Annotated in this window: 21 protein-coding genes; 9 read left to right on the forward strand and 12 right to left on the reverse strand. The window is 35.1% G+C overall.

Features of this window, described 5'->3' with window-relative positions:
* The first annotated feature begins 39 nt into the window (after positions 1 to 39).
* From JHL15_RS11085 to JHL15_RS11100, 4 genes are all read left to right on the forward strand, one after another.
* Positions 40 to 549: an FKBP-type peptidyl-prolyl cis-trans isomerase gene (locus tag JHL15_RS11085; RefSeq protein WP_200245762.1), complete on the forward strand. Its 510-nt coding sequence runs from the start codon at positions 40 to 42 to the stop codon at positions 547 to 549.
* Positions 550 to 627: 78 nt separating this feature from the next.
* Positions 628 to 1,665, forward strand: a complete 1,038-nt coding sequence (locus JHL15_RS11090) for a peptidylprolyl isomerase (protein WP_200249130.1) — start codon at positions 628 to 630, stop codon at positions 1,663 to 1,665.
* 92 nt (positions 1,666 to 1,757) lie between these two features.
* Positions 1,758 to 2,921, forward strand: a complete 1,164-nt coding sequence (locus JHL15_RS11095) for a retropepsin-like aspartic protease (RefSeq protein WP_200245763.1) — start codon at positions 1,758 to 1,760, stop codon at positions 2,919 to 2,921.
* Between the two features lie 594 nt (positions 2,922 to 3,515).
* Positions 3,516 to 4,028, forward strand: a complete 513-nt coding sequence (locus JHL15_RS11100; protein ID WP_200245764.1) for a hypothetical protein — start codon at positions 3,516 to 3,518, stop codon at positions 4,026 to 4,028.
* A gap of 29 nt (positions 4,029 to 4,057) precedes the next feature.
* Here JHL15_RS11100 and JHL15_RS11105 read toward each other — a convergent pair whose 3' ends face one another.
* The 7 genes from JHL15_RS11105 to JHL15_RS11135 form a co-directional block, all read right to left on the reverse strand.
* Positions 4,058 to 5,416, reverse strand: coding sequence for a M20/M25/M40 family metallo-hydrolase (locus JHL15_RS11105; RefSeq protein ID WP_200245765.1), 1,359 nt, complete (start codon positions 5,414 to 5,416; stop codon positions 4,058 to 4,060).
* A gap of 2 nt (positions 5,417 to 5,418) precedes the next feature.
* A complete protein-coding gene (locus JHL15_RS11110) occupies positions 5,419 to 6,777 on the reverse strand; it encodes a M28 family peptidase (protein ID WP_200245766.1) in 1,359 nt (452 codons plus the stop codon).
* A gap of 1 nt (position 6,778) precedes the next feature.
* A complete protein-coding gene (locus JHL15_RS11115) occupies positions 6,779 to 8,185 on the reverse strand; it encodes a M28 family peptidase (protein WP_200245768.1) in 1,407 nt (468 codons plus the stop codon).
* 56 nt (positions 8,186 to 8,241) lie between these two features.
* On the reverse strand, positions 8,242 to 9,486 hold the full coding sequence (locus tag JHL15_RS11120) for a DUF1015 domain-containing protein (RefSeq protein WP_200245770.1): 1,245 nt from the start codon (positions 9,484 to 9,486) through the stop codon (positions 8,242 to 8,244).
* A gap of 5 nt (positions 9,487 to 9,491) precedes the next feature.
* Positions 9,492 to 10,454 (reverse strand): D-2-hydroxyacid dehydrogenase, encoded by a 963-nt coding sequence (locus tag JHL15_RS11125; RefSeq protein WP_200245771.1) that lies wholly within the window; start codon positions 10,452 to 10,454, stop codon positions 9,492 to 9,494.
* Positions 10,455 to 10,575: 121 nt separating this feature from the next.
* A complete protein-coding gene (serC, locus tag JHL15_RS11130) occupies positions 10,576 to 11,640 on the reverse strand; it encodes a 3-phosphoserine/phosphohydroxythreonine transaminase (RefSeq protein WP_200245772.1) in 1,065 nt (354 codons plus the stop codon).
* Between the two features lie 120 nt (positions 11,641 to 11,760).
* Positions 11,761 to 12,111, reverse strand: a complete 351-nt coding sequence (locus JHL15_RS11135) for a 4Fe-4S binding protein (protein ID WP_048510542.1) — start codon at positions 12,109 to 12,111, stop codon at positions 11,761 to 11,763.
* Between the two features lie 59 nt (positions 12,112 to 12,170).
* Here JHL15_RS11135 and JHL15_RS11140 point away from each other — a divergent pair, with 59 nt between their 5' ends.
* From JHL15_RS11140 to JHL15_RS11155, 4 genes are all read left to right on the forward strand, one after another.
* Complete coding sequence (locus tag JHL15_RS11140) at positions 12,171 to 13,205, forward strand: acyl-CoA reductase (protein ID WP_200245773.1); 1,035 nt, start codon at positions 12,171 to 12,173, stop codon at positions 13,203 to 13,205.
* A 24-nt stretch (positions 13,206 to 13,229) separates the two neighbouring features.
* A complete protein-coding gene (locus tag JHL15_RS11145; RefSeq protein ID WP_200245774.1) occupies positions 13,230 to 13,685 on the forward strand; it encodes a peptidylprolyl isomerase in 456 nt (151 codons plus the stop codon).
* 23 nt (positions 13,686 to 13,708) lie between these two features.
* A complete protein-coding gene (locus JHL15_RS11150; RefSeq protein ID WP_200245775.1) occupies positions 13,709 to 14,395 on the forward strand; it encodes a Bax inhibitor-1/YccA family protein in 687 nt (228 codons plus the stop codon).
* Between the two features lie 115 nt (positions 14,396 to 14,510).
* Positions 14,511 to 14,879 carry a VOC family protein gene (locus JHL15_RS11155; protein ID WP_200245776.1) on the forward strand — a complete coding sequence of 123 codons (369 nt, stop codon included), beginning with the start codon at positions 14,511 to 14,513 and terminating at the stop codon, positions 14,877 to 14,879.
* A gap of 136 nt (positions 14,880 to 15,015) precedes the next feature.
* On the opposite strand, the gene JHL15_RS11160 is transcribed toward JHL15_RS11155, so the two are convergent.
* The 5 genes from JHL15_RS11160 to JHL15_RS11180 all read right to left on the reverse strand — a co-directional run bounded on the left by JHL15_RS11160 (position 15,016) and on the right by JHL15_RS11180 (position 20,563).
* A complete protein-coding gene (locus JHL15_RS11160) occupies positions 15,016 to 15,264 on the reverse strand; it encodes a DUF6952 family protein (protein ID WP_027375263.1) in 249 nt (82 codons plus the stop codon).
* A 2-nt stretch (positions 15,265 to 15,266) separates the two neighbouring features.
* Complete coding sequence (locus JHL15_RS11165; RefSeq protein ID WP_034758304.1) at positions 15,267 to 15,572, reverse strand: thioredoxin family protein; 306 nt, start codon at positions 15,570 to 15,572, stop codon at positions 15,267 to 15,269.
* Positions 15,573 to 15,634: 62 nt separating this feature from the next.
* Entirely contained in the window at positions 15,635 to 16,267 is a 633-nt protein-coding gene (locus tag JHL15_RS11170; RefSeq protein ID WP_200245777.1) for a peroxiredoxin, read from the reverse strand.
* Positions 16,268 to 16,416: 149 nt separating this feature from the next.
* On the reverse strand, positions 16,417 to 19,356 hold the full coding sequence (locus JHL15_RS11175; RefSeq protein WP_200245779.1) for a M16 family metallopeptidase: 2,940 nt from the start codon (positions 19,354 to 19,356) through the stop codon (positions 16,417 to 16,419).
* A gap of 13 nt (positions 19,357 to 19,369) precedes the next feature.
* Positions 19,370 to 20,563: a pyridoxal phosphate-dependent aminotransferase gene (locus tag JHL15_RS11180; protein ID WP_200245781.1), complete on the reverse strand. Its 1,194-nt coding sequence runs from the start codon at positions 20,561 to 20,563 to the stop codon at positions 19,370 to 19,372.
* A 124-nt stretch (positions 20,564 to 20,687) separates the two neighbouring features.
* Between JHL15_RS11180 and JHL15_RS11185 the strand changes: the two genes are divergently transcribed.
* Positions 20,688 to 22,025, forward strand: coding sequence for a M20/M25/M40 family metallo-hydrolase (locus tag JHL15_RS11185; protein ID WP_200245783.1), 1,338 nt, complete (start codon positions 20,688 to 20,690; stop codon positions 22,023 to 22,025).
* Positions 22,026 to 22,042: the final 17 nt, after the last annotated feature.

Raw genomic sequence — 22,042 nt, forward strand, 5'->3', positions numbered from 1 at the left:
TTATTATATCCTGTGAAATGCTTATTTTCGCAAAAGTTTATGAAAAAAATACTCTTCATATCAGTGCTGGGACTGTTAAGCTGTAACAGGAATACACAGACACATCCGCCTTTGGGTGGGGTTTTGAGTCAAAAAGACCTGGATGTTTCCAAAGCAAGGATGAAAAATCTCAATGCTTCAGAGAGAATGCATATTCAGGAATGGATCAATGGACAATCTGTGAAATTTTATCCCACTCAGCTTAATTACTGGGTAGATACTGAGGGTTTTGATAAAAGAGAGAGAAGACAGGATAATTCCCTGATTTCTTATTCTTATGATCTGTATGATTTCGATCAGACCAAGATCTATGACGAGCCTTTTGAAAGAAGAGATGCCAAATTCGGGCACTTTGATGAATTAAAAGCGGTAGAAAATGCTTTGCGTTTTATACATGATGGTGAGGAAGTTACGATTTTGGTTCCATCTTCTCTTGCTTATGGCACTTATGGAGACGAGAAAAAAATAAATAACGATATCCCATTAATCATAAAATTAAAAGCATTATAAATGAAATTGTTTAACAAGAATATAATTCTGGCAGCGGCAAGTATTTCGCTGATGAGTTGTACACCAATTTATAAAAAAATGAACGTAGACAAAGAAACTTACGAAGGTCTTAAAGACGGACTTTATGCGAATCTTCAAACATCTAAAGGTAATCTGATTGTAAAATTTGAAGATAAAAAATCGCCTGTTACTGTAGCTAACTTTGTTGGTCTTGCAGAAGGGAAAATTGATAACAAATCTAAAGCGAAGGGAGTTCCTTTTTATGATGGAACTATTTTCCACAGAGTGATCAAAGATTTCATGATCCAGGGAGGAGATCCTCAGGGAACAGGAATGGGAGATCCTGGATATAAATTCGAAGATGAAAGAAATGATCTACACCATACTGGTAAAGGTGTTTTATCAATGGCTAACTCAGGACCTAATACCAACGGTTCTCAGTTTTTCATCACTGAAGTAGCTACTCCTTGGTTAGACGGAAGACATACAATCTTTGGAAAAGTAGTAAAAGGTGAAGATGTAATTGATGCTATTGCTAATGTTGAGAAAGGTGCTCAGGATAAACCTAAAACAGATGTTGTTTTAGAGAAAGTAAACATTTTCAGCAAAGGGGATGAGTACAAGAATTATGATGCAGCGAAAACTTTTACTGAAGGAAAAGCTAAAATCCAGGAAAACAACAAAGCTTATTTAGCAAAAGAAGAAGCTGAGAAAAAGAAAAAAGAAGAAGAGTTCAAAGCAAACCAGGAGAAGTTGGTAGAAAACTTAAAAGCTGGAATGCAGAAAACGGAGTCTGGTCTATATTATAAGATCACAAAAACTACTGATGGAAAGGCTCCAAAATCTGGAGATAATGTATCAGTACATTATGCAGGTAGATTAGTAGACGGAACTGAATTCGATTCTTCTTTCAAAAGAAATGAGCCTATCGATATTCCTATCGGAATGGGTAGAGTAATCAAAGGATGGGATGAAGGAATCTTATTGTTAAAAGAAGGTGAAACAGCTACTTTGTTGATCCCTTCTTCAATGGGATACGGAGAAAGAGGGGCTGGAGGAGTAATTCCACCAAATGCTTGGTTAATCTTTGATGTTGAGCTTGTAAAAGTGAAATAATTCAAATACCTATAATAAAACAGCCGGCTTTTAAGTCGGCTGTTTTGTTTCCAATCAATTACAAAATTCATATTTTAGCCCAAAATAAATTCATGAAGAAGATCTTATCACTGTTATTTCTATTTTTCTTAATTATTGCTGGTGCTCAGGGGAAAAAGTTTTTCGAAGCCGGAGAAGTGGAACTAACAAATCCTGTAGAAAAGATTAATTTAAACTATGCCAATGATCTGCCATTTGTAAAGGTGAGCATCAACGGTAAATTATATAATTTTTTATTTGATTCCGGGGCTCCTACTGTTATTTCCAGTGCCATTTATACTGAATTGAATCTGGAGAAAGAACATAAGAGTACAGTAAAAGATTCGCAGAAAAATAAGCACGAGCAAATCTTTACGAAATTACCTGAGATGACTGTTGACAATATCATTTTTAAAAATATGGGTGTAATGGTCATGGATTTAAATGGTTCTGAACTCGGTTGTTTTAAAATTGATGGAATTCTGGGTGCTAATCAAATGGCAAAGCTGTTTTGGAGAGTAAATTATTCGGAGAATTCGCTGGAGGCAACAAAAGATCTATCTAATTTTAAGATTGATCATTATGAAACAGTGATTCCATTCAGTCCGGAACCTCAGAAAACCCCTATAGTGGTGGCTCACATTTCAGATAAGAAAGTGAACCTCACTTTTGATACAGGATTTACGGGAAGATTAAAAATCATGGAAAGTGATTATGATCCTAAAAAAGTAAAACAAGTAGTTGAAACCTATGGTTCCAATTCTGTAGGCGCATTCGGTGCAGGAAAGCCTGTATCAGGATTTATTTTCAAAATGAATGAATTAGGGCTGGGAAATAAAACATTTGGAAATGAAATGATCATGACAGGAAATTCACGACTGATTGGAAATGATTTTTTCAAAGACTTTACTTTCGTTATGGATTGGCAGAATAAAAAGATCTATATGAATAAGATTAGAAATAATCCACCTACATTAGAATCTTTTGGATTTGGATATCGTTTTATTGATGCAAAACCTGTAGTGGCTTTTGTTTTTAAGGAAGGAGGATCTCTTTTGGAGGTCGGTGATTCTATTTTAAGTATTAATGATGTAGATCTGGATCATTTGGATGGAGCATCTGCCTGTCATTATATGATCAATAGAGTTGAAAGAGATTATAAAACAATTGGAATCAAAATAAAACGAGCGGGAAAGATAATGGACTTAAGGCTGGATAAAAAAGAATATCTTAATTAATAAATTTTTCTTTTGATAAAGGGACAATATTAGACAAATAACAGAACATTATCATTCAGAACGAAGCACAGCGGAGTGAAGAATCTCAGTGAGCTCAATCTCTTGATTAAAAAAAACATTTCATCAGATATTCTACAATAAAAAGATTCCTCCTATCGTCGGAATGACACCATCAGTAAAAAACCGACACTATTGTCATTCAGAACGAAGCGAAGCGAATTGTAGAATCTCATTGAAACCAATCTCTCGATTAAAAAAACATTTCATCGGATACTCTGCAATAAAAAGATTCCTCCTATCGTCTGAATGACATCATCAGTGAAAAACCGACACTATTGTCATTCAGAACGAAGCGAAGCGTAGTGTGGAATCTCAATTAAACCTTTTCTAATATTAAAACGAAAAAATAGTAATTGAACGCAAAGGTGGTCATAGCTAAACTGTGAGTTTATTTATTAAATCTTTGCGTTAAAATTGGGATCAAAAATTCAAGCTTTATATATCTTTATTACATTGTATTTGATTAATCTTTTTAATAATTAAGTACGTTTATCTATTGGTGAGGATTTTGTTTTAAAAAATCAATTAAATTATATGACTACACAAACATTAGAAATTGATTTGAAAAAATCTATGACTAATCTATTTCAATTAATAGAAAAATTTTGCTGGAATAAAGTATCTCAAAACTGTTTGTATATATTATCAGATTTTAATGAGTTTGGTTCTCCTAATCCTAAGAACTATCAAAATAGTAGAAGGATGGTTAACAGAGGAAAAATCCCAAAAAGTTTAGATTTTGTTGTGCATGAGTTAGATAAAGAATATAATGATCTCTATGATATTACCCTGTATGTATTCAGAGCAAAGAAGAATTTGACAATCATTGAAATTCAATACTATAGAAAATCTAATTTTGATGAAGCATATTTTGCAGTTGTAAAAGATAATCCTCCTATGTTTCATGCAAAGATCTCACATCCAGTGTATGTACGAAATCAGGATGTAAAGTTTGATATAAATTGGGAATCTGGAAATTTAAGACATAATCTTAATTTATTAATGTATCGATGGAAAATCAAAAATAATTACAGTGATAAAAAATAAAAAACCGCCTATAAGGCGGTTTTTATATTCTACCAATTCTTATCAATCATATAAATAAGCTGCGTCATCGCAACTGCACCCAAAAGCAGCTCTCTCCGATTTACCTTATCAAAAGTATCTTCTTCAGTATGGTGGATATCAAAATACCTTTGAGAATCAGGGGCAAGCTCTGCAGTAGGGACTCCCATAGCCTGAAGAGGCGAAATATCAGCTCCGGAATATTTTCCTTCAAAGTTATAGACCCCATAAGGAATAAATAATGGAGCCCAGCTTTTGATCTGATTTCTTTTGGTATCGTCCATGTCCAGAGCAATACCTCTTGGACTAAAACCTCCGGCATCGGATTCTATAGCAAACAGGTGTTTCTCATTGGAATCTTTTGCTACTTTTCCGTATTGTAAACCACCTTTTAAGCCGTTTTCTTCGTTTGCAAAACATACTACTCTAATGGTATGGTTATTCTGAATTCCCAGTTTTTTGAAGGTTCTTAAGACTTCTATACTCTGTACAATTCCGGCACCGTCATCCTGAGCACCTTCACCTACATCCCAGGAATCTAGATGTCCGCCTACGACGATTACGCTTTTGTCTTTCTTACCTGTGATTTCACCAATAACAGAGTGGGAGGCCTTTTCACCTTTCATCCCACAGTTAGAATTCAATGTTGCCAGGACTTTTTGGGTTTTTAAAAGTTGTTCCAGTTCATCAGCTGTTGTACTTCCTATTGCAACAGCAGGAATTTTGTCAACATTATCTTCATATCGCATAGCACCTGTATGAGGGGTATCATCGAATGCCGATGAAAGGGAGCGGATAATGGCAAATTTACCTCCTTTTTTAGCGGTTAAAGATGCTGCAGTTACTCTATACTTAGCAGCATCACCATACCCTCTGAAAGTCTCGATAAAAGACTGGTTGAAAGGATAATTAAAAAATAAGATTTTGCCTTTTACCTTTTCTGCCGGAAGCTTATCATATTCTTCCATAGATTTTACCATAATAACCTCTGCAGAAACGTCTTTTCCGCCTGTTCCTTCAGAATTTCCCAGAGAAAGCATTTTAAGAGTTTTCCATCTTCCACTGTTGGCAGTGATCTTTAAAGATTCTTTTCCTCTTTCCCAAACGGGAATTGTTACATCCTGAAGCCATACTTTATCGGCTCCTGCGTCGCGAAGCCTTTGAGCAGCCCATTGAACAGCTTTTTCATAAGCGGGAGAGCCACTTAAACGGTGACCTATATTTTTCGTTAAATCTTTTAATTCTACATATCCTTTTCCATTGTTCAGAATTTCCTTTGAAATGGTATTGAATTGTATGGAGTCTTCTTTTGCCTGACCAAATAAAGTCATGCTCAAAAGTAATAATGAAGTGCTAACTATTTTTTTCATGTTTACCAATTTTTATCAATCATATATATAAGTTGTGACATAACGACAGAGCCGAGAAGCAGTTCTCTGCGGTTTACTTTTTCAAATGTATCTTCTTCCGTATGGTGGATATCAAAATATCTTTGAGAATCCGGAACGAGCTCTGCAGCGGGAACACCCATTTCATGAAGTGGGGCTATATCTGATCCCGAATATTTTCCTTCGAAATTATAGACACCATATGGAAGGAATAGATTGCCCCAGCTTTGGATCTGTTTTCTTTTGCTATCATCCATTTCCAAAGAGATTCCTCTGGGAGAGAATCCTCCAGCATCAGATTCAATAGCAAAAAGGTGCTTCTCGTTAGAATCTTTTGCTGTTTTTCCATATTGCTTTCCTCCTTTTGTCCCATTCTCCTCATTGGCAAAACAAACAGCTCTGATGGTATGATTATTCTGGATTCCTAATTTTTTGAAGGTTCTTATAACTTCGATGCTTTGTACAATTCCGGCACCATCATCATGAGCGCCTTCACCTACATCCCATGAATCAAGATGTCCACCTACAACGATTACACTTTTGTCTTTTTTACCTGTAATTTCTCCAATCACAGAATGGGAGAGTTTTTCACCTTTCATTCCACAGTTGGAATTAAGGGTTGCGATTACTTTTTGAGTTTTTAAAAGCTTTTCCAGATCATCAGCGGTTGTATTTCCTATGCAGACTGCCGGAACTTTTGTGATATTATCCTCATACTTCATTCCACCAGTATGTGGGACGTCATCTAATGCAGACGATAATGAACGGATAATAGCAAATTTACCTCCTTTTTTAGCTGTTAATGCTGCTGCAGAACGTCTATAAGCACCCGCATCTCTGTAGGCTATAAAAGTCTGTATATAGCTTTGATCAAAAGGATGGTTAAAGAAAACAATTTTATCTTTTACCTTTTCTGCTGGAAGCTTATCATATTCTTCCAATGATTTTACCATAATGATTTCTCCGGTAACATCTTTTCCGCCTGTTCCCTCAGAATTTCCCAGGGAAAGCATTTTTAAATTTTTTGATTTTCCAGTATGGGGTTTGATCTGCAAAGATTCCTTTCCTCTTTCCCAAACCGGAATCATTACTTCCTGAAGCCATACTTTATCAGCTCCGGCTTCACGGAGTTCTTTTGCAGCCCACTGTACTGATTTCTCGTAGGCTTCTGAGCCACTTAATCGTTTTCCAATGGTTTTGGTTAAATCCCTGAGTTCATCGTATCCTTTCCCGTTATTCAGGATTTCTGTAGAAATTCTATTGAATTGTATGGAGTCTTCTTTTGACTGTCCAAATAGACCAATGCTAAGAAATATTAATGAAGTTCCAATTAGTTTTTTCATATTACCAATTTTTATCGATCATAAAAATCATTTGTGTCATAGCAACTGCTCCTAATAACAGTTCTCTTTTATTCACTTTATCAAAAGTGTCTTCAGTAGAGTGGTGGTAATCAAAATAGCGTTGGGTATCTACTACCAGCTCTGCTAATGGGATATCTAATTTTTTTAAAGGAGAAATATCCTGTATGGCATAGGTTTGATCAAAATCATACACTCCATAAGGGAGGAAGTAATCTTTCCATTCAAAGATCAGCCTGCGTCTTTGTGGAGCCATATCTAAGGAGAATCCTCTTGGAGAATATCCTCCGGAATCCGTGCCCAAAGCAAAAATGTGTTTTTCATCTTTCTTTTTTACATAAGCAGCATAACCTTCTCTTCCTTGTCCTCCATTTTCACTGTTGGCGTACAGGACAACTCTTATCGTGTGGTTGTTATTTATATCCAATGCTTTAAGGGTTCTCAATACTTCAAGGCACTGTACTACTCCGGTACCATCGTCATGAGCTCCTTCAGCAAAATCCCAGGAATCCAGTTGAGCACCTAATAAGATTACTTTTGAATCTTTCTTTCCCGGAATCTCCCCAATCACATTATGGTTGATGGTTTCTCCTTTGGATTCAGCAGACATGTTTAGTTTGGCCTTAACTGTTTGCTTTTTTAAAAGCTTTTCCAGTTCATTGGCTGATTTTGCACCTATGGTTACAGCAGGTATTTTTACTCTGTCGTCAGGCTCATAATAAATCATTTTAGCATGTGGAGTGTCGTCAGAAGCGGTAGTCAGTGATCTTATAATTAAACCTTTGGCTCCCTTTTTACCGATAACGGATGCGGAAAGCAATTTAGATTTTGCCGTAATCAAATAGGAATCTACTGTATTGATGATCTTTTGATCAACGGGTGAATTCACGAAAATAATTTTATCCTTTACCTGAGCAGAAGTGAGTGTATTAAGCTCAGGAATATCTTTAACTAATAGAATATCTGCAGTCAGATCTTTTCCTCCGGTTCCTTCAGAATTCCCAAAAGATAGCATTCTTATATTTTTCCAGTCTCCATTATTTGTTTTTATATGTAAAGATTCCCGCCCTCTTATCCATACAGGAACTTTTACTTCCTGTTTCCATATGTTTTCAGCTCCTGCTTCTTTTAGTTTTTTTTCTGCCCAGTCAGTGGCTTTAGCATATCCGGAAGTGGCACTGAAGCGTGGTCCTATGCCTTTGGTTAATTCTTCTAAATTTTCGTATGCAGTGCCGTTTGTTAAAATTTCATCAGAGATCTGCTTAAATTCATCATGATAGTTGAATTTGGCTGTGGTCAATTTTTTCTGCGGCTTTTTTTGAGGTTTTTTTTGAGAAAATAAAAATCCACTCAAAAAGAGTGGAAGTATGATAATGAATATTTTTTTCATTTTTTGATTTACCTTTTCTTTTCCGTGTATAAAAGTAGGAAAAAAATAGAAATAATCTAAGGTTTCATGTCGTACATTAACAGTGCTGTAACTAATTTGGGCTCTATAAATGTACATTTCGGAGGCATGCTCAATTTGAGATCTGAAATTTTAATCATGTCATTAAAACTTACCGGATATATTCCAAATCCTACTTTTCCTTCGCCACTATCAATTTTTTCTTTTAAAATACTGATACCTTCAAGGTTTGAAGTTCCTTTTACATAAGAGATCTTATCTGAGCTATCAGGATCTTCAATTTTCAAAATATCTTTAAAAATATATTTATCCAAAAGATGGTGATCCAGGTTATCAAGAGACATTTCCTGAGAACGAAGATCATGTTTTACATGCAGGGAATAGAATTTACCATCCAGATACATAGAGATATGGAACTTCTGGGAAGGATAATAAGCCGTTTCATCTTTTTCATGGATCAGAAAATAATGCTCCAGTTTTTTTAAGAAATCAGCAGTTGATAAACCATTAATATCCGTTACGATCCTGTTATAATCATGAATTTTTATAGACTGGTTAGATACAATGAAACTGAATACAAAATTGTACGCTTCCGTACCATTGTGTCTTTTATTCTTGTCTTTTTGATGCTTGGCATTTAATGCTGTAGATCCGATCCTGTGGTGACCATCCGCGATGTAGAAAGAATCAATCTGATCGATTACTTCTTTAAACTGCTGTAGTTTAAGGCGATTGTCGATTCTCCATATTTTATGCCTGATTCCTTTAGAGTCTGTATGATTGAAAATAGGAACATTTTTCTCCTCATGATTCATCAGTAATTCAACCTTGGAATTAGCAGGATAGGTAAGGAGGACCGGTTCTGCCTGCAAATTAACTTTCTCAAGGTAATGGGCAAGTTTTTCCTTTTTCTGAGGAATGGTACTTTCGTGTCTTTTGATTTTCCCGTTCCAGAAGTCTTCAAGACTCGTCAAACCAAGCAATCCTCTAAAAACCTGTTTGTTGGGATAGATCTGTTCATAAAGATAATATGCCGAACTATCCTGAACGAGTTTTTTCTCTTCCATAAGTTCTTCAAAAGTTGATCGGATTTTTCTCAGATTCCGGTCAATATCTTTAGATTTACTTACAACATAAGGTTTTATCATATTGATGTAAGTATTTTCAACCTGAGCTTTCTCAGCAATTTCCTCTTGTGTGAAATTGTCTAATGGGTGTGTAGGAAAAGTTTGCTCAAGGTCTTTATGAGGTCTAATTCCGCGAAATGGTTTAAAAACAGGCATATGTATTATATAGTTTCTTTTTGTAGCTTAATAATTTGTTCAGCAAGTTCAACTCCGATTTTTTCCTGAGCATCTACCGTATTTCCTCCAATATGAGGAGATAGGGATAATGACGGGTTCATCAGTAAAATCAGCTCAGGGCTCGGCTCGTTTTCAAAAACGTCCAGAGCAGCGCCGGCTACTTTACCAGATTCGATAAAATCGAGTAGGGTGACTTCATTGATCACGCCACCTCTTGCTGTATTTACGATATAAACACCATCTTTCATTTTTTCAAACTCCCTGGTATCTATAATGTATTCATTTGTTTTAGGTGTGTTGATGCTGATAAAATCAGTGTCTTTATAGAAAGTATCAACATCATTGGTTGATGTGATTTCAAAATTGACAGTTTGCCCATCAAAAAAGGATAGGGAAAGAACTTTGGTTTTAGGTTTTCTGGTAAGTACTTTTACCTTCATTCCTAATGCAATTCCCATCTTTACAACCTCTTGACCGATGCTTCCAAAACCAATTACTCCTAATGTCTTTCCTGAAAGCTCATATGCATTGCTGAATGATTTTTTCATCGCGTCGAAATGAGTTTCTCCTTCCAAAGGCATCAATCTATTGGATTCGTGAAGGAATCGGGCTAAAGAAAAGAAATGAGCAAATACCAGTTCAGCAACAGATTTTGAAGATGCTGTTGGGGTATTGATCACATGAATTCCTTTGCTTTTTGCATAATCAACGTCAATGTTATCCATTCCGATACCGCCTCTTCCAATGATCTTAAGACCAGGGCAGGCATCGATAAGGTCTTGTTTTACTTTGGTGGCACTTCTTACCAGAAGAACATCAATACTATTATCATTAATAAAATTGATGACGTGATCCTGAGCAACACGGTTATTCAGAATCTCAATTCCGGCTTCTTTTAAAGCCAGTTCTCCTGCTTTGGAAATTCCATCGTTAGCTAAAACTTTCATACTTTCTTTAATTTAATAATTTAAAGATTGAAAAAATTTAAATTGTAAAATTGGCTTGCAAATTAATAAAATTATATTTAGCATAACAATCTTTCAATTCTTCGATTTTTTAATGCTTCAATTATTTGATTGATTTCATTACATCTACTAAAACCTGAACACTTTCTATTGGCAATGCATTGTATAAGCTTGCTCTGTAACCACCAAGACTTCTGTGTCCGTTTAGTCCATTGATTCCTGCAGCTTTCCATGCATTATCGAAAGCTTCTTTTTTACTTTCATCCAATAATTTGAATGAAACATTCATCAATGAGCGGTCTTCTTTTACACAGAACGTTTCAAATAACGGATTGTTATCAATTTCATCATAAAGAAGTTTTGCTTTTGCTTCGTTTCTTTGTTCTGCAGCAGCGATTCCTCCATTCTTTTCAAGATATTGAAGCGTTAATAAAGAAGCATACACAGGGAAAACCGGTGGTGTATTATACATTGATTCTTTATTGATATGTTGTTCGTAATCGAAATAAGAAGGCATGTTCTCCCTTCCTGTTTTTCCAAGGATGTCTTTTTTTACAACAACCAAAGTAACTCCTGCAGGTCCCATGTTTTTCTGAGCTCCAGCGTAAATCAAATCAAATTTACTGAAATCAAGCTGTCTTGAAAAAATATCAGAGCTCATATCACAAACCATCAAAGTATCCACCTCTGGAAATGATTTCATCTGAGTTCCATAAATAGTATTGTTTGAAGTACAGTGGAAATAATCATAATCTGAAGAAACAGTATATCCTTTCGGAATGAAAGAATAGTTTTCGTCTTTTGAAGAACCTATAACATCTACATTTCCAACTTTTTTTGCTTCTTTGATAGCTCCTGCAGCCCATGTTCCCGTATCTAAATAAGCTGCTTTTCCACCTACTTTCATCAGGTTGTAAGGAACCATAGCAAATTGTAAGCTAGCTCCACCACCTAAATATAATACTTCATAGTCATCACCAAGGTTCATTAATCTTTTTACAATGGCACGCGCTTCATCCATTACCGCCACAAAATCTTTACTTCTGTGAGAAATTTCAAGGATTGATAATCCGATACCATTGAAATCAAGAATAGCTTCTGCTGATTTTTGAAATACCTCTTCTGGTAAGATACATGGCCCTGCGCTGAAATTGTGCTTTTTGCTCATATTTTTATTTTTTTGGTTGTTACAGGCCTTTTAAAGCCTGTGGTTTCACTTTAATATTTTTAATAGATCTTTAAATTTATAATTAAAAAAACCGCCTCATAATTGATGAGACGGCATTTTTTATTCACCGTGTAAGAACGCTTTTTTATTTAGCAGGGCTTCTTCAGATTCTACATGATCCTCATCCGGAACACAGCAATCTACAGGACAAACTGCGGCACACTGTGGTTCTTCATGGAATCCTTTACACTCTGTACATTTATCAGTAACAATAAAATAAACATCATCACTTACAGGTTCCTGAGGTGCATCTGCATCTACTGTTAATCCTGATGGTAATGTTACAGTACCACTTAATTCGGTACCCTCGGAAGCTTTCCAATCTACGGCTCCTTCATATATTGCATTATTTGGGCACTCTGGTTCACAGGCTCCACAATTAATGCATTCATCAGTTATTTTAATAGCCATCGCTAATTTTTTTTAAATTTGCACAAAATTACAAAATATTCCCCAATTTTACAGTAATTATGAATATCGAAAATCAAGTTTTAGGACTTATCAAACTAAGTGATTATATAAGAGCGTATTTAGCAAAAAGTACGGAGGAATTTAATGAAGATGATTCTGAATTTGAATTATTGTTGAAAAAGTCTGAAATAGAGAACCCGTGGTTTACTATTGATAATCAGAAAATTGCTTTTCAACAATGGGCAAATTTACTCACTGAACAGAACATAAGGAATTGGATTAAAGATTATTCCGTTTCTCAGATTTCAAAAAGAGTAGGGCTGATCTTAGCCGGAAATATTCCATTAGTGGGTTGGCATGATGTCATTTCTGTGGTTTTGAGCAATCATATTCCTGTCATCAAATTATCATCAAAAGACAAATATGTTATTCCTTTTCTATTAAAAAAATGGAAAGAATTTTCTGGTGACCAGGTAGAATATGAATTTGTTGACAAATTAGAGAATTTCGATGCAGTGATTGCAACCGGGAGTAATAATACAGCCAGGTATCTTGAATACTACTTTAAAAATCATTTAAATATTATCAGAAAGAACAGAACTTCAGTCGCTGTTTTAAAAGGAAATGAAACTGAAGAAGAGCTGAAGCTTTTAGCGGATGATATTTTCCAATATTTTGGATTAGGTTGTAGAAATGTAACAAGGATTTTCATTCCTGAAGACTTTTTAATCGATCGTTTATTTGAAAGCTTTATAGGATATAAGGATATTATCAACCACCATAAATATGCAAACAATTATGATTATAACAGAGCGGTTTACCTGTTGAATCAGGACAAGTTCTGGGATAATAATTTTGTGATGCTGAAAGAAGATGATAAATTATTTAGCCCGCTTTCAGTGATTAACTTCAGCAGATACTCTTCCGTAGATGATGTTAAAAAGTTCATTACTGAAAACGAAGAGAATATTCAGTGTATTGTGGCTAAAGATGAATTAGGGTTTGATTCTATTCATTTTGGGGAAGCACAGAATCCAGGTCTGGATACCTATGCGGATAATGTGGATACAATGAAGTTTCTGGAAATAGTTTAACTTTAAGCCACCAAATTTTATACTATGAAAAAATTACTTTTAGCGGTAACGCTTTTTTCGTCTTCATTTTTCTTTTCACAAAAAGTGATGGATGTAAAAATTGAAAACAATAATAAACAGGAATCAACAGCGGAGCTCAGCAAAGATAAGATCGAGCTGTACAATGAAAAGTTCTTTGCGTTTATCAAAGCAATTAAAACTTCTGCTGACCGTAAGGTAGTTGATGACTTATTGTCCGAAAAAGTAAAAACTCTTGTTACAGATAAGGTTTTGAAAAAGTTAACGGATGGGATTCAATTAGATCGAAAAATGGTGGTTTTTAAAACAGGATATCAGACACTTATGGATGGAATTAGCTATCCGATGATTGAATATAAATATTCTGATGATCAATCTGCAGTGCCAACAGATCTTATTACGGTTTTATTTGAGGAAAATGGTAAGATTATTGGAGTAAAGCCTGTGGAGAAAGGTAAATAAATTAGTATAAAAAAATATAAATTATGATTAAAGATGTTTTGGTTGCTCAATCTACGGAAGTAGAGAAGGCAGATTTTTACAAGAAAACATATTTGCACGTTGCTTTGTCTATCCTTGCATTTATTGGGGTTGAGACTATTTTATTGAAAACAGTTCCGGCTGAGTTAATTTATATGATGTTTGCTCAGAAATATGTGTGGTTATTAATCATCGGAGTTTTTTGGTTAGCTTCTGTATTGGCCTCGAAATGGTCTTTGTCTCAAAATAAATCAACGCAATACATGGGGCTTGGATTTTATGTATTATTAGAAGCGGTTATTTTCCTGCCTCTGATTTATATTGCAATGGTATATTCCGGACCTAATGTTATCTTTCAGGCTGCCACATTAACTATTGCTATGTTTGCAGGAATCTCTGCGGTTGCATTTACGTCTAAAAGAGATTTTTCATTCCTTAGAAATATTATTGTAATTGGTGGATTTGTTTCAATAGGACTTATCGTTGCAGGAATGATCTTTGGATTCAACCTTGGCCTTTGGTTTTCTGTTGGAATGGTAATTCTTGCTTCTGCAACTATTTTATACCAAACAAGTAAACTTAAAGATTCATACGGTACAGATCAGTATGTGGGAGCAGCTCTTCAGCTTTTTGCTTCAATCATGCTTCTATTCTGGTATATCTTAAGCATCTTAATGAGCAGAAGAAATTAAGAAACTAATAAACAATAGTTTATAAAATAAATAGTCCCGGTGAGCTTTCATCGGGATTTTTAATTTCCATTTAATTTTTTGTAATTTGGGAAACACCTTAATACAAAACTTAACTATGGAGACAAAATTTGAAGGCGGAATCAATATTGCCATAAAAATCCCGAAAAACAAATACGATCAGACCGTATCTTTTTATAAAGAAATTCTCAAGCTGGAAGTGGAAGAAAAGCCAATTACCAATCCTACTGTATCGAGAACGCATGAAGTAAAGTTTGGAGGGAATATCGTTTGGTTGGATTGTGTAGACAATTATACCCATTCAGAGACCTGGCTGGAATTAAACGTACCTGATGTAGAGGCTGCAACCTCTTACCTTAAAAATAATAATGTAGAAACCTGTGATGAATTTGAAAAGATCCCGGATAATATGCATTGGATTACAGATCCTGCAGGGACGGTTTTTATTGTTAAACAGAAAGATTAACAAGTGAGTAAATAGTGGAATAAGACTTTAAACCAAAAAAATCCTGATGTATCTAACATCGGGATTTTTAGTATGTAAACGTCAGGTTATCTGACCTTTAAATACTTGAATCTTTTAATTTTAAAATCAATTAAAACTATTTATCTATAGATCCTAAAACCTTTTGAGCAAAAGAGTTTAAAGCATCTTTTTCGCTCATTCCGTTTTGAACATTAGCATGAACTTCTAGTGCACCACAGATATTGGTGATGAGCTCTCCAGCTACATTTAAATCTTCTTCGCTTGTTCCTCTGAACTCACTGAAACTTTCTAAAACCTCTAACGTTTTTTCAAGGTTTTCAGGAGTTTGATTTTGATAAAATTGTCTGATTACGGGTAACTTCATGATTATAATTCGTTAAATAGGTTAATTAAACTTTCTGCCTGGTTAGATTGAACCTGATTCACCAATTCCCCGTTTTTGAAGATCGCAAAAGTAGGTAAGTTATCCACTTTAGCTAGTTTTCTGCTTTCCGGTAATTTTTCAGCGTCTACATATAAAAATGGAATTGCATCATTTTCAGAAGCTAATTTTTTGAATTTTGGTTTCATAATTCTACAGTTCCCACACCATGTGGCACCATACTGAACTACTACTTTTTCATTATCGTTTACTATATTTTGTAATGTATCTTCTGTTAACTCTGTGTACATAATTGTTGTGATTTTAATTTAAAAAAAATAGGGTCTGAAAAATTCAAACCCCATTGTTATTTTTAGTTTTTAGCTAAATATTCAGCGGTTGAATTTCTGTCAGCTTTCATAGCTTCTTTCCCTTCTTCCCAGTTTGCAGGACAAACTTCTCCATGCTTCTGAACGTGAGTATAAGCGTCAATTAATCTTAAATATTCTTTTACGTTTCTTCCAAGAGGCATATCATTTACAGACTCGTGGAAAATCTTTCCAGTTTCGTCGATAAGATAAGTTGCTCTGTAAGTTACGTTAGAACCTGTATAAATTTCATTTCCTTCGTCATCAAATTCGAAATCCTGATCTACAATTCCTAAAATGTTTGCTAATTGTCTGTGAGTATCAGCTAAAAGTGGGTAAGTTACTCCTTCGATACCTCCGTTATCTTTTGCAGTATTTAACCAAGCAAAGTGTACTTCGTTAGTATCACATGAAGCTCCGATTACTTTAGTGTTTCTTTTTTCGAATTCACCTAAAGCATCTTGAAAAGCGTGAAGCTCTGTAGGGCAAACAAAAGTGAAATCTTTTGGGTACCAGAATAAGATAACTTTCTCTTGATTTTTAGTTGTTTGTTCAAAAATGTTGATTCTAAGATCATCACCCATTTCAGACATCGCATCGATTGTTAGATTCGGGAATTTTTTTCCTACTAAAGACATAATTTTTCTGTTTTTATATTTAAATTTTCTGTTGCAAATATATGAATGATTTATCTATCGAACAAGCCTATTTTGATAAATAAAATCTATAATTGTTTTTAAGTTGATAGAAAGAAAAAAGCTCTGAAAACAGAGCTTTATAGTTATTTTTAGTAACCGAATATTTCGTTTAAGTTGAGTTTTTTAACCTCTCCTAATTTCTTCATATCGGCCTCATTTACTTTATCTTGGTTAGCCACCAAACAGTATGTGAAACTTTTACCTTTCATTTCCTTATCATGGAAGCTGTTGATATCCGTAAATGCCAATTTTGGCGCTTGTTCATAGACATTCTTTCTGATATCTGTTGTATTACCAAGCTTTTGAGCTCTTAAGTAAGAGAAGATGATCCCATCCTGTGTAATTCTTTCAGAAGCGATAGATTTCTTCAATCCGCTCTTAGCTGTTTCAAATAATTGTTGAGACTGCGGAAGAGTAGTGAGAAGTTCGTTCATCGCTGCTGTAGATTCATTGAATTTATCTGCCTGAGTTCCTACATAAGCTGTTATGATATCCTTATCTTCTTTTTTACTAGGAAGAGAGAAGTAGGAATATGTAGAATATGCTAAAGCTTTAGATTCTCTGATAGTCTGGAATACAATAGATCCCATTCCGCCACCAAAATAATTATTGAATAAACTTACTGTAGGTGTAATGGCTGCATTGTATGCTTCTCCGTTTCTTACCCAGAATACTTCAGCCTGAACCATATCGTAATGCGCAAACAATACTTTATTTTTATCTGTTGCAACTTGCGTAAACGTTTTAGACTTTGGCATCTCTTTTAAAGAAGCAGGAAGCTTATGGATTGGAGTTAACGAAGAAATAGCTGCATTTCCTGTTTTTGGTCCATAATACAATACTTTATGCTTGTAGTTGAACAGATCGTGAAGTATTTTAATAAGATCTTCTGCTTTCAAAGCGTCAAGCTCTGCATCGCTTAATACATTGTTGAATGGATTTTGAGCTCCGTACTGTGCGTAGCTTCTTAAACCAGCCATTATCGAACCTTTGTTTTGCTTAGCATTAGCTCTGGCTTTTTTCAATCTTGCTTTATAAGAATCCAAAGCAGCCTGATTAGGTTCACAGTTTTTAATTAAATCTTCAAATAAAGCTGCTGTCTTATCAAAGTTTTCGTCTAAACCTTCAAGTGTTACATATGTTTCTTCGTTACCAGCTCCCACACTGAAGCTAGAAGCTAATTTGTAAAACTCTTTACTGATCGCCTCAGAAGATTTGTTTTTTGTCCCCAGATACTGAAGATATTCAGCAGCTAGAGGAAGCATTTTATTATTCCATTTGCCAGAATCGAAATGATAATAAAGTCTGAATAGTTCATTGTCCGTATTTTTCACAGAAAGAACATCGATACCTCCTAATTTTCCTTTTGCAATATCTTTATCAAAATTCAACCAAACCGGAGAGATTGCTGTTTCGGGCATCTCATTGATCTTTTTTACAAAAGCAGATTGGTCGTCTCTGTTTACAGAAACCGGAGTAATGGTAGGTTTATCAACTTTTACAATGTTTTTATCTTCTCCTTTTCTTTTGTAGATCGCAACATAGTTATTGTCCTGAAGATATTTAGAAACAAAGTCCATGATATCTTTCTTAGTAAGCTTGGAGATCTCTTCTACATATTCTAAAGCAGCTTTGTGGTCGATATCAGAAGTGAACTCATCCATCAATGTGCTTGCTCTTGAAGAATATTTTTCATTGTTCTGAATAATGTTCTTTCTTTCATTATTGACTATAGACTGGATAAGATCATCAGAGAATTCTCCTTTTCTTAATTTATCAATTTCCTGAAGCAATAAGCTTTTAACCTGATCAAGAGATTGTCCCTCTGTAGGATTTCCCTGTAAAAAAAGAACAGAATAATCTTTCAAAACATATGGAAAGGCATAAGCTGCTAATAACTTTTGTTTTTTTACCAAATCAAGATCGATAAGTCCTGCTTGTCCATTAGTTAACATGCTTCCGATAAGATTAAGAAGTCGTGCATCCTTAGTGGTAGCACCCGGGAATCTGAAGCCTATTGTAATATTTTCAGGATTCGGTCCAAAAACTTCCTTCGTAATAGGAGAGGTAATTGGTTTTTCCTGTCCGATGTTATAAGCAGGGATTTCCTTAGGCTTCATGTAAGAGAAGTCTTTGTCGATTTTAGCGATCATTTCGTCAGGATTAAAATCTCCGGACATGATGATTCCCATATTGTTGGGAACATAATAATTGTTGAAATACTCTCTGATTGCTGTTAAAGAAGGATTTTTCAAATGTTCAACTGTTCCGATGGTTGTTTGCTTTCCATAATTGTTATTAGGGAAAATAGCAGCAAACATCGCTTCATATACTTTTCTTGAATCGTTATCCAATCCTCTGTTTTTCTCTTCATACACTGCTTCAAGTTCCGTATGGAAAAGTCTTAAAACAGGTTGTCTGAATCTTTCAGCCTGAACTGCCAAGAATTTATCAGTAGCATTAGAAGGAATATCTTCCGTATATACAGTTTGTTCAAAAGATGTGAAAGCATTCGTTCCATCAGCTCCCATTCCGGACATCATTTTGTCATACTCGTTAGCGATAGCATATTTAGCAGCCTCTCCGGAAACTCTGTCTATTTCTTTATAGATTTCCTTTCTTTTAGTCTCGTCTTTGGTCTGATTGTATTTTTCATACAATGCATCAATCTGATCCAACAAAGGTTTTTCTTTCGCCCAATCTTTAGATCCGAACTGATCAGTTCCTTTAAAAAGCATATGTTCCAGATAGTGAGCAAGACCTGTATGGTCTGCAGGATCTGTTTTACTTCCTGCTTTTGTAGCGATATAAGCCTGGATTCTAGGCTCTTTTTTAGTTGGACTTAAAATGACTGTCAATCCATTTTTCAACTTATAGTATCTGGCAGCCGTAGGGTCATTAGATACATATCTGTACGTGTAACCATTAGAAGTTGCTTCTTTCCACTGGAAGTCCTGTGCGTGAACATAGCCGCTAAAACTTGCTGCAGCGATGCTTGTGGCAATAGTGATTCTCTTTAATAAATTCATTTTTACGGTATTGTTAGTTAAACTTTTCAAGCAATTCTTTAATTCTTCTCATCGCTTCTCTTAAATCATCTTCTGAGGCGGCATAAGAAAATCTAATGCATTCCGGACTTCCAAATGAAACCCCACCTACACATCCCACGTGGGCATTTTCCAAAATGAACATCGCGAAATCATCTGCATCTTTAATTTCTGTTCCATCGAGTGTTTTATCAATATAATGCGAAATATCCGGGAAGAAATAGAAAGCAGCTTTTGGTAAAAGAACTTTGAATCCTGGGATCTCAGTGATCAGATCATATACAAGGTCTCTTCTCTTTTTAAACGCATCGATCATGTATTTGTATTCAGAAGGATCTGTTTTTAGAGCAGTGATAGAAGCTCTTTGTGCCATTGTATTAGCACCGCTGGTCATTTGTCCCTGAACTTTTTCGCAAGCTTTTGCCAGCCATTCCGGGCATGCGGAATATCCGATTCTCCAACCTGTCATTGCAAATGCCTTTGACATACCATTGATCACAGCTGTTTGTTCATATATTTCCGGGAACTGTGCAATGGAAGCTGTTTTTGTTTCGTAATTGATGAATTCATAGATTTCATCAGAAATTACAGTAACATGTGGGTATTTAGCAATAACCTTTGCTAAAGATTTTAGCTCATCATAAGTATAATATCCTCCGGATGGATTGCAAGGAGAACTGAATAAAACAGCTTTGGTTTTATCCGTAATGGCTTCTTCTAATTGTTCTGCTGTGATTTTAAAATCAGTAATATAGGAGGTAGGCACCATAACGGAATTCCCACCCATCATTTTCACCATTTCATCATAACTTACCCAATAAGGTGTTGGAAGTATAACTTCATCTCCATCGTTGATAATAGCTGCCAAAACATTTAAGATAGCTTGTTTGGCTCCATTGGAAACACAGATTTGTGTTGGTTTATATTCTAAATGATTGTCTCTTTTCAGTTTGTAAGCAATCGCTTCACGAAGTTCCAAAAATCCCGGAACTGGAGAGTAATGACTGTAATTTTGATTAATAGCATCGAATGCTGCCTGCTTTATGTTATCGGGAACGTCAAAATCCGGTTCACCAAGTGTTAAGCTGATAACGTCTATTCCGTTGGCTTTCATCTCTCTAGCCTTGTTAGACATTACAAAAGTCTGCGAGTAACCAAGTCTTTTTACTCTATCTGAAAGTTTGTCCATGTAATATTTTTGTATTCTAACAAAAATATATAATAAAAACTTAATTTAAATATAATATGAAATAAAAAAATCATAGTCTCTAAGCCAGAGGTTTTGTATATTTAAATCACTTTATATTGATCTTATGAAATATTCTATTCTTCTGCTGTTTGTTCATTTTATTGGTTTTTCGCAAGTAAACAAAAAGGATGATGAAATAAAAAAATATGTTTCTGCGGTAAATTCAGATTCTCTTAAAAGTTATATTAATCAACTTGTAAAGTTCAATACCAGACATACATTAAGTTCTATTGATGATAAGAATCAGGGGATTGGAGCAGCAAGGAATTGGGTTATTAAGAAATTTAATGATTACGCGAAAAATTCTGATGGAAGAATGGAAGTGTATCTGCAGCAAGAAGAAATTCAACCGGATGGAAAAAGAGTAGATCAGGTGACAAGTCTTGGAAACCCTTTGGCTTTTCTAAAGGGAATAGATCCTAACGATAAAAGAGTTTTTCTTATTTCAGGACATTTGGATTCAAGAGTAACGGATGTTATGAACAGGAAATCATTCGCTCCCGGAGCAAATGATGATGGGAGTGGAGTAAGCGCTGTGATCGAAGCGGCAAGGATCCTGAGCAAATCTAAATTTCCTGCATCTATTATTTTTGTTGCATTTTCCGGAGAAGAGCAGTCATTGCTTGGATCGAAGTTACTGGCTGAAAAGGCTAAAAGGGAAGGCTTGCAGATTGAAGCTGTTTTAAATAATGATATGATCGGCAATGCTAAAGCAGGGGAGACCGGGGAAGTCAATAATTATACGCTACGTGTATTTAGTGAAGGTTTACCATACATGGATCTTGATAAAAAAGCAATGGGCATAAGAAATCTGGGGCTTGAAAATGATAGTGAATCCAGGCAGTTGGCAAGATACATCGAAGAGATTGCTGAAAAATATGTTAAGAAGCTTGATGTGAAAATGATTTATAGAAATGACAGGTTTTTACGTGGTGGTGACCATTCCAGTTTCGTGAATTATGGATTTCCATCTGTCAGGTTCACTGAATATTACGAAAACTACGATCACCAACATCAGGATGTCAGAATTGAAAATAATAAGCAGTATGGTGATCTTTCGGAATTTATTGATTACGGGTATTTGAAAAAGAATATCGAGGCTAATATTGCAGTATTGGCTGATCTGGCTAAATCTACATCAAAACCTGAACATGTAGAAATAGAGGTTAAAGAACTTACCAATTCTACCACATTACATTGGAAAAAGCCAAAATCCGGAATACCTGCAGGATATTATGTACTGGTAAGAGATACAGATAGTCCAGTCTGGCAAAAAAAGATATTTACGACAGAACTTTCTATCAAAATTCCACTGTCAAAAGATAACTATATTTTTGCAGTACAGACTGTTAGCCAGACGGGGAACTTGAGTTTACCTGTTATTCCAGGCATTGCTAAGTAGCCAGACAAATAGATATA

The sequence above is a fragment of the Chryseobacterium paridis genome (assembly GCF_016595215.1).
Taxonomy (GTDB): Bacteria; Bacteroidota; Bacteroidia; order Flavobacteriales; family Weeksellaceae; genus Chryseobacterium; species Chryseobacterium paridis.

What these genes read in the sequence shown, in the direction of transcription:
- JHL15_RS11175 (WP_200245779.1), bottom strand. Translation starts at nt 19,356, where the DNA reads ATGAATTTATTAAAGAGAATCACTATTGCCACAAGCATCGCTGCAGCA.
- JHL15_RS11100 (WP_200245764.1), top strand. Translation starts at nt 3,516, where the DNA reads ATGACTACACAAACATTAGAAATTGATTTGAAAAAATCTATGACTAAT.
- JHL15_RS11180 (WP_200245781.1), bottom strand. Translation starts at nt 20,563, where the DNA reads ATGGACAAACTTTCAGATAGAGTAAAAAGACTTGGTTACTCGCAGACT.
- JHL15_RS11140 (WP_200245773.1), top strand. Translation starts at nt 12,171, where the DNA reads ATGAATATCGAAAATCAAGTTTTAGGACTTATCAAACTAAGTGATTAT.
- JHL15_RS11105 (WP_200245765.1), bottom strand. Translation starts at nt 5,416, where the DNA reads ATGAAAAAAATAGTTAGCACTTCATTATTACTTTTGAGCATGACTTTA.
- JHL15_RS11115 (WP_200245768.1), bottom strand. Translation starts at nt 8,185, where the DNA reads ATGAAAAAAATATTCATTATCATACTTCCACTCTTTTTGAGTGGATTT.
- JHL15_RS11155 (WP_200245776.1), top strand. Translation starts at nt 14,511, where the DNA reads ATGGAGACAAAATTTGAAGGCGGAATCAATATTGCCATAAAAATCCCG.
- JHL15_RS11085 (WP_200245762.1), top strand. Translation starts at nt 40, where the DNA reads ATGAAAAAAATACTCTTCATATCAGTGCTGGGACTGTTAAGCTGTAAC.
- JHL15_RS11165 (WP_034758304.1), bottom strand. Translation starts at nt 15,572, where the DNA reads ATGTACACAGAGTTAACAGAAGATACATTACAAAATATAGTAAACGAT.
- JHL15_RS11120 (WP_200245770.1), bottom strand. Translation starts at nt 9,486, where the DNA reads ATGCCTGTTTTTAAACCATTTCGCGGAATTAGACCTCATAAAGACCTT.
- JHL15_RS11150 (WP_200245775.1), top strand. Translation starts at nt 13,709, where the DNA reads ATGATTAAAGATGTTTTGGTTGCTCAATCTACGGAAGTAGAGAAGGCA.
- JHL15_RS11170 (WP_200245777.1), bottom strand. Translation starts at nt 16,267, where the DNA reads ATGTCTTTAGTAGGAAAAAAATTCCCGAATCTAACAATCGATGCGATG.
- JHL15_RS11185 (WP_200245783.1), top strand. Translation starts at nt 20,688, where the DNA reads ATGAAATATTCTATTCTTCTGCTGTTTGTTCATTTTATTGGTTTTTCG.
- JHL15_RS11110 (WP_200245766.1), bottom strand. Translation starts at nt 6,777, where the DNA reads ATGAAAAAACTAATTGGAACTTCATTAATATTTCTTAGCATTGGTCTA.
- JHL15_RS11095 (WP_200245763.1), top strand. Translation starts at nt 1,758, where the DNA reads ATGAAGAAGATCTTATCACTGTTATTTCTATTTTTCTTAATTATTGCT.
- serC (WP_200245772.1), bottom strand. Translation starts at nt 11,640, where the DNA reads ATGAGCAAAAAGCACAATTTCAGCGCAGGGCCATGTATCTTACCAGAA.
- JHL15_RS11135 (WP_048510542.1), bottom strand. Translation starts at nt 12,111, where the DNA reads ATGGCTATTAAAATAACTGATGAATGCATTAATTGTGGAGCCTGTGAA.
- JHL15_RS11160 (WP_027375263.1), bottom strand. Translation starts at nt 15,264, where the DNA reads ATGAAGTTACCCGTAATCAGACAATTTTATCAAAATCAAACTCCTGAA.
- JHL15_RS11125 (WP_200245771.1), bottom strand. Translation starts at nt 10,454, where the DNA reads ATGAAAGTTTTAGCTAACGATGGAATTTCCAAAGCAGGAGAACTGGCT.
- JHL15_RS11145 (WP_200245774.1), top strand. Translation starts at nt 13,230, where the DNA reads ATGAAAAAATTACTTTTAGCGGTAACGCTTTTTTCGTCTTCATTTTTC.
- JHL15_RS11090 (WP_200249130.1), top strand. Translation starts at nt 628, where the DNA reads ATGAACGTAGACAAAGAAACTTACGAAGGTCTTAAAGACGGACTTTAT.